The following is a 12,754-nucleotide window of genomic DNA, read 5'->3' as shown; positions in this document are numbered from 1 at the left end:
ACCGCTCCAGATACGATGTTGTTGCCATACATCAGAGAGCCAGCCACGGGCTCACGGATGCCATCGATGTCCACAGGGGGGGCACCGATGAAGGCGATGATGAAGCAGGCCGTTGCGGTCAGGAGGGTAGGGATCATCAGAACACCGAACCAGCCAATGTAAAGGCGGTTAGAGGTGCTGGTAATCCAGCTACAAAAACGCTCCCATGCATTCCGGCTCTCACGCTGTTGGAGAACTGAAGTCATGATTAGATAAGTCCAAATTCAATGAAATGAATAGATAAGGTAGGGTGTTTTTTAAAGATCCAAATTTCAACGATCCAAAAACAACCGTAAAGACATGTTAAATCTCAACGAGAAAAAGTAACATGGTCTTTAATTATTTTTTAATCTAAGTTCTTTGAAAAAACCAGGGGTCGACCCCTCCAAAATGCGTTTTTAGATGACCTTGGGCCAGGACCGCCTTAGCATCTCAGCGCAGAGGAAAGAATGCCTAAATCCTTATGAGGCAAAGGTCTGAGTCTTTCCAAAGGGCCTAAAATCAAGCCAATCGGCACCCTAATGTAAAGTTAAATCAACAAAAATAAATTTATATAAATTCTCGCCAAGATCCAGCTGGGCCTCCTGGAATGCAGCCGTGAATTGTAAAGCTATATTTAGCAGTTTTATCCATGTTCTCCCCGAGGGTGAGCGGGCCAGTTTTTCGGTCAATGCCAGAACAGGGGCAATGGGTTTAGAACTTCTCGCCCCCTCCTCTCAATTGACTTAGCCAGGGGGCCATTTCATAGACCGTCCTCCCAGAAGGTGTAGATGAATGTGATGAACCGTTTGTCCTCCTTGAGGACCAGTATTAATCACGACTCGATACCCCTGATCTAGGGATTCTTGGATCGCAACTTTGCGGACGGTATTGAGCAGATCCCCTAGCAGGGCTGTATCTGTGTCCTGGGCATGGGCTAGGGAAGGAATCACCTGTTTGGGAATCACCAGAATGTGAACCGGAGCCTGGGGATTAATGTCTCTAAAGGCAAGGGTTTTTTCATCCTCGTAGACAATCTCTGCCGGAATTTCTCGGCGTAGGATCTTGCTAAAAATGGTTTCTGTCACTGGAGTTGATCGTTGGCGTCAGATTAACGGGTCCATATTACTATTGTCTAAGTTGAATCAAAGCTTCAGGAAAGACCTCTATGATGCACCCAGCCTTGCAATGCGCCTTTACTCAGCGCTCTGCCCTCAAGGTGATTAGCGGACTCAATAATTTTGATGCGGCCTGTGTCGCGAGTGTCGTCAGAGCCGCAGAGTTAGGTGGCGCGACCTTTGTAGACATCGCGGCGGACCCCGAACTGGTGGCGATGGCGCGGACCCTCACCGCGCTCCCCATTTGTGTTTCTGCTGTGGAGCCGGAAAAATTCGTGCGTAGCGTGGCTGCCGGGGCCGATCTGGTTGAGATTGGCAACTTTGACAGTTTTTATCGGCAAGGGCGGGTATTCTCTGCGGCAGAGGTGCTGGATCTGACGATCCAAACGCGATCGCAACTGCCCCAGATTGCCCTTTCGGTCACGGTCCCCCACACCCTGGCCCTGGATGAGCAGGTGCAATTGGCGACAGACTTAGTTCAGGCAGGTGCTGATATGATTCAGACCGAGGGCGGCACCAGTAGCCGTCCGATTCACCCCGGAACGCTGGGTTTGATTGAAAAGGCGGCTCCCACCCTGGCAGCCGCCTCCGAAATCTCCCGATCCGTTGATGTTCCTGTTCTGTGTGCCTCTGGCTTGTCCAGTGTGACGGCACCGCTGGCGATCGCAGCAGGCGCATCCGGAATTGGGGTTGGCTCAGCGGTGAATCAGCTAAACAGTGAAGTTGCCATGATTGCTGCTGTGCGGAGTCTCGTGGAGGCGCTTAACTCTGTTCCGGTAAGAGCACATTAAATCTCTACGCTCCCAGGGCAGCTCGGCAATAATTTCAGGAGACTTATATGAGAGCTGTCCTAATGGCCGGCGGCGAAGGTACCCGGTTAAGACCCTTAACCTGCGACCTGCCAAAGCCGATGGTTCCAATCCTCAACCGTCCCATTGCGGAGCACATTGTCAATCTGCTCAAGCGCCATGGCATCACTGAGATTGTTGCTACCCTTTACTATCTCCCCGATGTGATGCGTGATTACTTCCGGGATGGCACTGATTTTGGAGTGCAAATGACCTATGCAGTGGAGGAGGATCAAGCCCTCGGCACCGCTGGCTGCGTAAAAAACATCTCGGCCCTGCTGCCCGACACCTTCATTGTGATCAGCGGGGATAGCATCACCGATTTCGATCTCACCGCAGCACTGGAGTTTCATCGGCGTCAGCAATCCAAAGCCACCTTGGTGCTCACGCGCGTGCCTAGTCCGATGGAGTTTGGCGTGGTGATCATCGACGATGAGAACCGAATCTGTCGATTTCTAGAGAAGCCCTCCACCAGTGAAATCTTCTCAGATACCGTCAATACAGGGCTGTACATCCTAGAGCCAGAGGTGCTGGACTACCTTCCCAGTCATGAGGCCAAAGATTTTTCCAATGATCTTTTTCCTCTGCTGCTAGAAAAAGGCGTCCCCATGTACGGCTACGTTGCTGAGGGATACTGGTGCGATGTGGGCAGCCTGGATTCGTATCGTGAGGCGCAGTACGACGCGCTAGAGGGCAAGGTGCAGGTGGACTTTGCTTATCCTGAGCAGACTCAAGCGGGGCTACGTCTTGGCAAAAATACCGTTGTTGATCCCAGCGCTCAACTCCAGACGCCAGTCCTGATTGGGGATAACTGCCGGATCGGTCCAAGGGCCACCATTGAGGCCGGAACCGTCATTGGCGATAATGTCACCATTGGTGCCGATGCCAACCTCAAGCGTCCCATTCTCTGGAACGGTGCTGTCGTTGGCGATGAAGCCCACCTGCGTGCCTGTACGATTTCTCGCGGGGCTCGGGTCGATCGCCGTGCCCATGTGCTGGAGGGCGCCGTGGTGGGTGCTCTATCCATTGTGGGTGAGGAAGCCCAGGTGAGTCCGGGCGTCAAGGTCTGGCCCAGTAAAAATATTGAGCCGGGCGCGACGCTGAACATTAACTTGATCTGGGGCAGCACGGCACCGCGTAACCTCTTTGGCCAGCGCGGGGTTGCCGGGTTGGCTAACATTGATATCACCCCTGAATTTGCCGTCAAGCTTGGGGCGGCCTATGCGTCAACCTTGAAGCCTGGCACCCAGGTGATGGTCTCTCGGGATCAGCGCAGCATGTCGCGCATGGTTTCTAGATCGCTCATTTCCGGTTTGATGTCCGTGGGCGTTAACGTCCAAAATCTAGAGGCCACGGCAATTCCCATTTCGCGATACGTGGCGCGATCGCTGGGGGTCGCCGGTGGGATCCATGTCCGCATTCATCCCGATCGCTCGGACTATATATTAATCGAGTTTTTTGATGCTCAAGGCATCAATATTCCGAAATCCAAGGAAAAGAAAATTGAGGGGGCTTACTTCAAGGAGGACTTTCGCCGGGCCTCTATCGGCGACATTGGCGGCATTGGCTATCCCAGCCAAATTCTAGATTCCTATGCCAACAGCTTTGATCAGCGCATTAACGCCGGAGCGGTTCGCCAACGGCGATTCAAGGTGGTGATTGACTATGTCTACGCGGTTTCAGGGGCAGTTTTGCCAAATTTATTAAATAAGTTTAACTGTGATGTGGTGGTCCTCAATGCCAGCTTGCGCCAGATGGCTCCCTCCCAGGAAGAACGGGAGGAACTGCTCGCTCAACTTTCCGCCGTCGTAGAAGCGCTCAAAGCAAATTTTGGCGTCCAGGTTTCTGCCAATGGCGAGCAGCTCATCTTAGTGGATGAAAGTGGACTGGCTATTCAGGGTGAGCGTCTTACGGCCTTGATGGCGGAGATTATTCTCACGGCCAATCCGCGCGGAGCAATTGTGGTTCCGGTGCATGTGTCTAGCATGATCGAGCAAATTGCCCGTCGCCACGATGCCATTGTGATTCGCACTAAGGCTAACCCCACGGCCCTGATGCAGGCCTGTCGGGAGAATGCCGGCGTGGTTCTGGGGGGAAGTGCGGAAATGGGATTTATTTTTCCCCAGCTCCACCCTGGATTTGACGCCATGTTCTCCATTGCCAAGATGATTGAGATTTTGAGTTTACAATCTCAGCCCCTGGGTCAACTCCAGGCCAATCTGCCGCGAATTTTTCATCGGAGTCAAACCGTTCGCTGTCCCTGGACCCAAAAGGGCGCTCTCATGCGTCATTTGGTTGAAACCCATCCCGCTGAAACCCTGGAACTCATTGATGGCGTCAAGATCCGTGAGCTCCACAACGATAGCTGGATTTTGGTCTTACCGGATGCGGGGGAACCCCAGGTGCACATCTATGTCAACAGTTCCGACCGCGAATGGGCCGATGAAAAGCTGAGGGACTATCGCCAGCGCATTCAGGAGTTTACGGCTCAAGAAGACTTGATGTCTGACGATAGCTAAGGCCCAGTTGCCCTGCCAGTCCCTTGCGGCTGCTTGTTCAGGCTGGGATCGTTAACCGATGAACCGTTTCTCATGGGCAGAGAACGGTTCATTTTTCTGTTGGGATGCCCCCGAGTTCCAGGACTGCGCTTTGCAGTCTCTGCGCCACTGCGGAAATCTGACGATAAAATGACAATGTAAACTGCTTTATCCCTTTCGGGATCCCTACACAACCATGACTGAAACCACCCAAATTCAAGCCAAGGGTATTTTAATGACCGAGAGCGCATTGAAGCATGTTCTGGAACTGCGAGCAAAGCAGGGCAAGGACTTGTGCCTGCGTGTGGGCGTGCGCGGCGGCGGCTGTTCTGGGATGTCCTATACGATGGATTTTGAAAATCCTGAGAATATTCAAGAAACCGATCAGGTTTTTGACTACGAAGGCTTTCAGGTCGTTTCTGATCCCAAGAGTATGCTCTACATTTATGGTCTGATGCTTGATTACAGTGAGGATCTCATTGGCGGTGGCTTTAAGTTTACGAACCCGAACGCCAGCCAAACCTGCGGTTGTGGAACCTCCTTTGCTGTCTAGGGACTGATTTTGACGAAAGCAGACTTTAAACCTGACGCCAAGGCTCAGAGGGCAAAAGATATGAGATGCTGTTGTCAGATTGAGTTGATCTAGTTTGAGTTTGTCCATCGCCAGCCATCGCCATGACCGAAACGACCCAACCTCCCAAGACTGTTGAAGCTTTATTTGATGAAGGTGTAGAGCGGTACCAAAAGGGCGAGTCCGTGCAGACGCTGATCCCTTTCTTTAAGCAAATTTGCGATCGCGCCAAGCGCAACAGTCCCGCCTGGACTTGTTTGGCCTGGCTGCAGTTGCTGGCCGATAAGCCCTATGCGGCCTTCAAGTCGGCCCAGAAAGCTGTAAAGCTCAACCCTGAAGATGCCCAGGCCAGGGTGAACCTCGCGATCGCCATGCTAGAAACTCATCAAAAGGGCGTTCGGGATCAGGTGGAACTGCTACAGCAGATGATGATGGTACCGGAACTCAAGCAAGAGGTGGAAGACAATTTCCAGGATGGTCTGAAGCGAAAGCCGGACTGGAACAGTCTGAAAAAGGTGCGTTCCTGGATTTTAGAGTGATCTGGGCGCCGCCCTCTGGGTTCAACCCTCCAGACTGAATTGACCGTTGCCTGGGATTTCAATTTGATGAAAGAACGGATCTTGAATGGACTGAACACCTTTTTGGTGTGGAACACCTTTTTTGTGCTGATCAGCTTTATCTGGTTTGTGGCAGCCCTCATTGGTAAATCCACCCATGTTCCCCTTGGCCTGGATTTGTGGATGAGGCTCTGGGATCCGCTGTTTACACCTGCAATTGGCCTGCTGATGGCTGGAGCCATGGTGAGCGGTCTATCGAGCTGGGTGATGGGGAAACTTCAAAAAAGCTGACTGCCGGTCTGAACGTGACCGAAAAGGTCCCCTGCGTGCGTCTCTAAACCGGGTCTAAAGTCCCGATGGTCGAACCCGATAGGTTGTCTCCTCAATAGGTAAATTCTCACAGTCCCAGTCAGCGTAGCGAAGCTGCAGGCGCTGCTCGCCGGCGTATTCTACGAGTTTGCCGCCATAGCGCTTTGCATCGGTTCCTAAGCTTTGAATGCGCACCTGGCCATTAAAGACCGTGGCCCGCGCCAGGTAAATGACGAGGTCATCGCGCGATGGTCGATTCACCGTTGTACTGGCTGTCAGATGGGCCAGTCCCCGCTCGTCCATTTCCTGCGATAGGGCCATTGCCGTGTTCCGAATGCCTCGAATGGCAACGATTACCGCCGCAACGGCCATTGTGATGTCTACCCCTTCATCGGTCAAAATTTGATAGTTGGAAAGATATTGAAAATTCCGCGATCCCAGATCGTCTCGAATGCGACGATGGATTAAGTTTTGCGGATGATAATCGGTGAGTGCCCCCACAATGGCGCCGCAGGCCGCTCTTGGTTCTCGCCAGGGGGATTCTCTCGTTTTACCGTAGACCTGCTGCCCATGCTCGCGCAGTCGCCCGACGTGGGTTTTCAGATCAATGGCCACCAGCGAAATTGAGGCGGGATGTCCAGCATAGATCTTTTGCTTCAGGTGCTCATCTAACTCGTGGGCCACCGTGACGTGGGCGAGGGTAGCGCCGTTATCGGTGCCGCCCCCTGCGGGAAAAAATGCCTCTAGCTTCAGCTCTCCAATTTCTGAAAGAGTCGCAAATCTTGAGGCCACCACATCTCGATAGCGCTTGGTGGCCTCTCCCTGGTGAATGCGATCGCCGCAATTGGTATAGGCTAGCGTGGTCACCACACTCGGCAAGCTCAAATCGGCCCCACAGGCCTTCATATCCGTCGGACTCTCCGCTGCAAACTGGAGTTCATCGCGCAGCAGCTGCAACCCGCGAATGAGCGCGTAGCGATCGCTCACGATCTCGTTGAGATAGTTGTGATAAGCATTACGCTCCATCCCAAAACTGGCGGAGAGCTGCCAAAAGTGATCAACCCGTGCCTGGGTTGGCGCTGCGTTGAAGGGTAAGGTCATAAAGCCAGATTGATGCTGCCTCCAGAAACATTGCCATGGTAAGCCATCTTTTGCACCATTGCTTGAGATTCTGGCCTCCTGCGCCTCAAGATCGTAAGACGCGGAATGGATTAAAGGCGCACTGATGGGGGTGGAGGGCCTCGGTTAGGTGTGCTTCCTGGCCGCCAATGGCTTCCCTTCCGTAGCCATTGGGGCACCATAATATACGGTTTGGCGCAGCAGGCCTCCATCCATCCTGAGAGATCAGGGCTAAACACCGTTCGTTTCGCAAGACAACTTGCTGGCAGGTGCTGCCCACAGCAATTGTCTAAGATCAGGTAAAGACGGGCTTAAATCTGAAGAAATTTTGAAGAATGTGTTGCGAAATACTGTAACTGCCGCCATCCCTTGATACTATCCAGTTTCGGTAATAAAGCCGTTCAATTTATGGTTATTCACACAAACAATTCTTTGTCATGCGGGAGTGAGCCCTTGGAGTCTGCGGTGCGTCAAGCCATCCTGCATAGCGGGTTAGATCTGCGCGCCATTAACCTGGAGCCTGTGGACGAGAAGGGCACCTGGGAATGGATCGGCTATATTGCTCCCTCTCTCAGCCACTGGGTATCCATTTCCTGGGAAGACAGCTGCTGGCAGGTGTCGGCGATTACCGACCAATGTGGGGTCTTAAAGCTGGTCCATAGCGATCTGAGCGCGGCCCTGATGGAACTCAAGCTGGTGAGCGATTCGACCGCTTGCTCTCGTTAGGGATGGTGAGATTGGGATGAATCCGCAATCTTCAGGATCATCCCAATTTCAAACATGCGGTGCCAGGGGGTGGTGACTGCCAGGCGTGTGAGGGTCCAAGGGTGGAAGCTATGGACAAGGGTTTGGTTCCAGAGCTTTAAAAGCTGCTGCTCAATGGCTTGATGGATCAGGGCGTCTTGCCCTTGAAAGTTGTAGTAGCTAGCGCCCACCTTTGGCAGGAATTGATGCACAACATCGCTCCGCACAGTGCTTTGATAGGCCCAGTCCTCTAGCAAATGATAGATCTTCTGATGGGCAATGACATGGGCTTGGGGGGAATCTAGTCCCAGGATGGTCAGGGCTAGGGTGGTGCCGAGGGTGTTGCAGGTTGTGTTCCAGCCCGTATAGGCTAATAGGTCGTCCCAAATCTGATGATCATCTAAGAGCTGCACCAGTTCGGTGTCGCCGCCATTGGCAAAGGCCACATCCGCGATCGCAACGGGGATTCCCTGGTTCACAAGCTGCTGAATTTGGTCCACAAAGAACCTCAGGTTGCGATAGCTGCTGTAGGTAATGTCCTGGGTTTTCTGGTCCCAGGCTTCCTGCATTTTTTTGCCGGGAGTATTGATGGCAATGACTGCATCGGCGGTGTCGGGAGAAGGAGCCCATTGTGCCCCCGCTGCCAGGAGATGAGATTTTAAGCTCTCTCCCAGCGGACGATCCTCGTAGAGGGGAATGATTTGCTCAGCGCCAACGGCGCTAAACAGGGGATACAGTTTGCGGCGCTGGCCAAGCAGTTGCTGATAGGCTCGCGCCAGAAGGGTGCAGCCCACTTCGTCAGCGCCCGGATAGAGATGAATCTGTCGCTGCAGCCGGTGCTGGCTAATTTTTTGAACGACCCGCTGCTGGTCTTGGGCCGTGAACCCATAGGGGGCAGAATCGTCCTGGGGAATGGCTAGAAAATCGAGGGTGCCCTCGTTCACGAGATCAATTGCGGCGAGGTTGACGGCCCGGTTTTTAGATCGGCGATCGCGGTAATCGGCAAGATCGGCTGGGGGGATGCTGGCTTGGAGTCCTTGCAGTTCCTCCTGTTCTTTGGGGCTCAGTCCTTCACGCTCGAACTGGTCGGTGAGCCAGCCCCAGCGAAAGATGGCGGCCCCATAGCTGGCGTAATAGTCGGGTTCTTCCTCACTGCTGTTGTAGTGAGGTGTGCGCATAATCAGGTTACTGGCGAAGATCCTGAGGTGGGGGACCTGCTGCTTCAGCGATCGCAAGCGGTGGAGACGCTCTAGTAAGGTGTCCTGCGGATGAAGATGGAGACGGGAGGGGAGCAATCCTCCGTAAACCAGCATTTCAAGGGAGATCAGGGCAATCTGGCAATCCATAACGGCTTGGGTCAACCATTGCCCCAGGGCATCTGGATTCGCTGGCCGTTTTTTTTGCCCAAGCTGATGGGGGGTAGGGGCCACCAAGCTCAGATCAGGAATCAGCTCGGCAATCATTTGGGGATAAACCAAGTTGCAGGGGCGTTCATCCAGGGGGAGGTAGACGAGCTTCATGAGAAAATTACCACAACCCAAACCTCCTTCATCTTACGCTGTTCAGCGTCAAACCATGGGTCAAATCAAGGTTCTGGATATCGCTGCTATGCGGCTATCCGGGGACAGTTTCAAGAGTTCTAGATCTGTTACCGATGTTGAGTCTGGGTTTGAGCGGATTTTTCGACATACGCTAAATCGTCTAAGAATTCTGAGGCTGGGTCGATGCCGCAGACGAGTAATAAATCCCTGGCCCTGGTGCAGGCCACATACAGCAAGTGCCGCTCGGTGTTGTAAACCTCCTCTAGGTCAGCCTCGTCCGAAATAGTTTCAATTCGTTCTTGTAGGGGAATGACCTCATCATCACAAGCCATGGCGACCACAGCCCGAAACTCCAATCCCTTGGCCAGGTGCATTGGGCTGACAATGATGGAGTTATCTAGGGATTCGTCGCCATAGGGATCAGTCTGATGAAGCGCAAGGGCAGATAAACCGATCTTTTCAATGGCTGAAATGGCGCGATCCGTCAAACTTTCATTCCGGACAAAAACTCCAATTTCTTCGGCTTTTATGTCTGCTTTTAAGCAATGGGACAGCCACTCGCTGACAAATTGAATTTCGGCGGCTTCATCTGCACAGATTTTGATTCTTGGAATGGGGCCGTTAAACACAGAAATTGTGTGGGATCGATCCTCTGGGTTTCCGTCCACATCGGTAATGCGCTCTGGCAAAAGCCGATCAGCTGCCAAACGAATTTGATGGGAAGTGCGATAGTTGATTTTGAGGCTATGGGATCGCCCTTGAATTTTGACCCCCAAAGATTTCCAGGAGAAGGGTTGTTGAAAAATGCGCTGCCCTAAATCACCGGTAAAAAATAAACTGTCGGGACGGGCTTGACCAAGGGCGGCTAAAAATTTTAGTTCTGCAATGCCCAAATCTTGGGACTCATCTGCGATCGCAAACTCAAAGGGTGAGGTCTTTTGGGTGCTGAGATGATCAGCTAAGGTGCTAAAAACGCGATTCCAGGTGATGGCTTGGCTTTGGTGCAGGTCTTGAATCAGTTGTGCAAAGATCGACCAGAGTATTTCCCGTTGCTTGCTACCCAGTCGGGTTTTGCGACCTAGGCGTGGAACTGACTGATAGGCATCCCAGGTTGTAATTTGCCACGGATCAACCACATCTTTCCACTCTCCCCACAGAAAACTCAGACTAAAGGGGTGATCGGTTTGGCTGGCAATATGGGTGAGTTTGCTGTTTAGCGTTTTCGCTTCAATAATGTTGGGCGATTCAAACTGTTCTTGATAAAGGCGTTGGGCTAAACCTTTGATCGAATGCACCTGAATGCGGGAAAAAATATTAGGCTCGTTGCCAATGAGTCGTTTGAGTTTCAGGCGGAGGGCGATCGCCAAGGTCTGCGAAAAGGTGGTCAGTAAAATCTGAGCCTCGGGATTTTGTCGGGCTAGAAATACTGCCCGATGTAAGGCGACAATGGTTTTTCCGGTTCCAGCAGAACCAGAGATTCGGGCGGGGCCATTGTACTGGCGTTCTACATAGTGGCGCTGAGCGGGATGAAGGAAGACCGTCCATTTTTCCCAGGGGTATTCCATCCAGGGCACGCTGGAGTTCTTCTTGGTTGCCCATGACTCGAAAGCGCCGCTGGGCATCGGGATGAGCGAAGGGATCTGCATCGGAGGACGCAGTAACAGGGGGATGAGGCGTGCCGCCTGTGGCCAGTTCTAGGAGGGCTTCAGCAGCTTCCTGGGGCAGATGTTCGGCAATTTCAAACAGGGTGTCTTCGGTGGCAGTTTTTACGTCTTGTATCCATTCCGGTGGAATGCCGTAGTTGAGCAGTTCTTCTTCGCTCAAGTGGCTAAAAAGATTGGCAGGTTTAGATTTGGGCGTTTCGACTTCAACGGTTTTCGGAATAATTATTTCTTGAATCGTTTCTCGAACCTCGACCAGTTGAGCCGCTCCGGTTTTAGGATGCCGTGCAATTTTGCGTTTACTGGCCCAGTTATAAGCATTGTCATGGTGGTCAACGTAGCACAGCATCAGGCTGGCTTCGGTGCGATGGACGATCACGCGCAGATCCATATTGACGCTGACAGACCAAAAGTTCGGATCTTTGACGCGATCGAGTTTATGAAATCGCAAACTCGGATTTGCTGGGTCGAGTTGCAGGTCGAAGGCCGTGGTTTTGACAACTTTTTGCTCTTGCCCCGTGAGTTTGGTGAGGCTATCGGTAAAGGTATCGGCAATACGGAATTCCATTAGTCTGGCAGTAGCGGCTCAATAGAGTTCAATAGGGACGGAATGCTGGATTCAAGGGTGAGCCATACTCTGGCGACATCAACTCCTTCGTAGTCGTGGATTAATTTATCTCGCATTCCCGCCATTGCAGTCCAGGGAATGTCGGGGTGTTGGCTACGGAATTCCTGAGGCAGGCGTTTAACCGCTTCGCCCAGAATTGCGATTTGATAGAGGACAGCGGATTGGGTTTTGCGATCAGATGCAAAGTCAGCTTGAGTCATACCTGCAACAAATTCTTGGCAGAGCCGAGCTGCTTGTGCAATATCTAAAAGTGCAGCTAGATCACGAGAATTCATTGTTTTGCGAATAGATAACTTGGGCAGTTTTAAGAATTTCGTCTCGACGAATCCAGTTGTCGCTGTTTTCGATTGCCTTTTTTTCAATTAAGTCCACATCTCGATGGACGAGTTGTTGCAATTCCTGTTGCATGGTGACGAGATCTAAGATTGTCCAGGGCGCTTGGGGATCAAAACTAACCAGTACATCGATATCGCTATCTGGGCGAAAATCTTGGCGTAAAACTGAACCGAATAACGAAAATTCGGAAATCTGCCACTTTTTGCAAAATGATTCAATTAAATTGAGATTTAGGTTGATTCCGACTGTCATAAGCAAAGACCTAATACTAGGAGCTTCCAGAACATCTTCGTTGAGATCCATGAGAGGTTGTTTGAGAAGTGTCCAACCTATTGCACGCGCCCTCTCAATCCCCCAATTAACCTTCAGCCCCCCCAGAATTGGGGGACAGGGGGGTGAATGCAGGGTCTGATGAGGCTTTTCAAGCCACCTCTGGGTCTAATTCTTGATGCAGGGCGAGGTAGTGCTGATAGTTTCCGGCCCAGTCTACAAAGTCTTCGTCATCGGAGGTTTGACCTTGACTGTATTGGGCAAAAAATTCAGCGGAATCAATCTGATATTGATGTTCGTAGGTATTAAGTTGTTTCACGAGGGCCACGAGGGCATCAAGGGGAGTGGTGTATTCAATCACTTGTTTTTCCATAGTGTTTCTCCTATTCCGATAACAATGACCTTCAGTACCCCCAAATTTGCAGGGTAATCGCACCTTAATCGAGTGCTCACATTGATAGGCTGAGGGATAAAATCAGCGGGTTAATGCGGGTGGA

13 protein-coding genes and 1 pseudogene are annotated in these 12,754 nt (G+C 52.0%); 6 read left to right on the top strand and 8 right to left on the bottom strand.

Annotated features, from left to right (window positions below; all coding sequences use genetic code 11):
* Together QQ91_RS20070 and QQ91_RS20065 are read right to left on the bottom strand one after the other, a co-directional pair.
* Nucleotides 1-245: pseudogene (locus tag QQ91_RS20070) on the bottom strand (photosystem II q(b) protein); the annotation flags it as partial.
* A gap of 519 nt (nt 246-764) precedes the next feature.
* On the bottom strand, nt 765-1,106 hold the full coding sequence (locus QQ91_RS20065) for a histidine triad nucleotide-binding protein (protein ID WP_166283492.1): 342 nt from the start codon (nt 1,104-1,106) through the stop codon (nt 765-767).
* An 80-nt stretch (nt 1,107-1,186) separates the two neighbouring features.
* Between QQ91_RS20065 and QQ91_RS20060 the strand changes: the two genes are divergently transcribed.
* The 5 genes from QQ91_RS20060 (at nt 1,187) to QQ91_RS20040 (ending at nt 5,940) form a co-directional block, all read left to right on the top strand.
* Entirely contained in the window at nt 1,187-1,927 is a 741-nt protein-coding gene (locus QQ91_RS20060) for a DUF561 domain-containing protein (RefSeq protein ID WP_250833424.1), read from the top strand.
* 47 nt (nt 1,928-1,974) lie between these two features.
* A complete protein-coding gene (locus QQ91_RS20055) occupies nt 1,975-4,503 on the top strand; it encodes a mannose-1-phosphate guanyltransferase (protein WP_166283490.1) in 2,529 nt (842 codons plus the stop codon).
* 214 nt (nt 4,504-4,717) lie between these two features.
* Nucleotides 4,718-5,074: a HesB/IscA family protein gene (locus tag QQ91_RS20050; RefSeq protein WP_166283488.1), complete on the top strand. Its 357-nt coding sequence runs from the start codon at nt 4,718-4,720 to the stop codon at nt 5,072-5,074.
* A gap of 122 nt (nt 5,075-5,196) precedes the next feature.
* The gene (locus QQ91_RS20045; protein WP_166283486.1) at nt 5,197-5,631 is read left to right on the top strand and encodes a tetratricopeptide repeat protein; all 435 of its coding nucleotides are present in this window, start codon (nt 5,197-5,199) and stop codon (nt 5,629-5,631) included.
* A 66-nt stretch (nt 5,632-5,697) separates the two neighbouring features.
* On the top strand, nt 5,698-5,940 hold the full coding sequence (locus tag QQ91_RS20040; RefSeq protein WP_166283484.1) for a DUF8620 family protein: 243 nt from the start codon (nt 5,698-5,700) through the stop codon (nt 5,938-5,940).
* 54 nt (nt 5,941-5,994) lie between these two features.
* Here QQ91_RS20040 and QQ91_RS20035 read toward each other — a convergent pair whose 3' ends face one another.
* Nucleotides 5,995-7,059, bottom strand: a complete 1,065-nt coding sequence (locus QQ91_RS20035; protein WP_166283482.1) for a hypothetical protein — start codon at nt 7,057-7,059, stop codon at nt 5,995-5,997.
* A 483-nt stretch (nt 7,060-7,542) separates the two neighbouring features.
* Between QQ91_RS20035 and QQ91_RS20030 the strand changes: the two genes are divergently transcribed.
* Nucleotides 7,543-7,803 (top strand): hypothetical protein, encoded by a 261-nt coding sequence (locus QQ91_RS20030; protein ID WP_250833423.1) that lies wholly within the window; start codon nt 7,543-7,545, stop codon nt 7,801-7,803.
* Here the strand turns inward: QQ91_RS20030 and QQ91_RS20025 are convergent.
* From QQ91_RS20025 to tumA, 5 genes are all read right to left on the bottom strand, one after another.
* Entirely contained in the window at nt 7,800-9,341 is a 1,542-nt protein-coding gene (locus tag QQ91_RS20025; protein WP_166283478.1) for a DUF4127 family protein, read from the bottom strand. The genes QQ91_RS20030 and QQ91_RS20025 overlap by 4 nt on opposite strands.
* Nucleotides 9,342-9,469: 128 nt before the next feature.
* Complete coding sequence (locus QQ91_RS20020; RefSeq protein ID WP_201277511.1) at nt 9,470-10,927, bottom strand: 3'-5' exonuclease; 1,458 nt, start codon at nt 10,925-10,927, stop codon at nt 9,470-9,472.
* Nucleotides 10,928-11,590: 663 nt separating this feature from the next.
* On the bottom strand, nt 11,591-11,926 hold the full coding sequence (locus QQ91_RS20015) for a HepT-like ribonuclease domain-containing protein (RefSeq protein ID WP_166283476.1): 336 nt from the start codon (nt 11,924-11,926) through the stop codon (nt 11,591-11,593).
* Entirely contained in the window at nt 11,913-12,290 is a 378-nt protein-coding gene (locus QQ91_RS20010) for a nucleotidyltransferase family protein (RefSeq protein WP_349306876.1), read from the bottom strand. Before QQ91_RS20010 ends, QQ91_RS20015 begins: the two co-directional genes overlap by 14 nt.
* A gap of 118 nt (nt 12,291-12,408) precedes the next feature.
* Complete coding sequence (gene tumA, locus QQ91_RS20005) at nt 12,409-12,630, bottom strand: antitoxin TumA (RefSeq protein WP_166283474.1); 222 nt, start codon at nt 12,628-12,630, stop codon at nt 12,409-12,411.
* Nucleotides 12,631-12,754: the final 124 nt, after the last annotated feature.

The sequence above is a fragment of the Lyngbya confervoides BDU141951 genome (genome assembly GCF_000817775.3).
Classification (GTDB): Bacteria; Cyanobacteriota; Cyanobacteriia; order Thermosynechococcales; family Thermosynechococcaceae; genus Lyngbya; species Lyngbya confervoides.
This window is presented reverse-complemented; position numbering and strand designations above follow the sequence as displayed.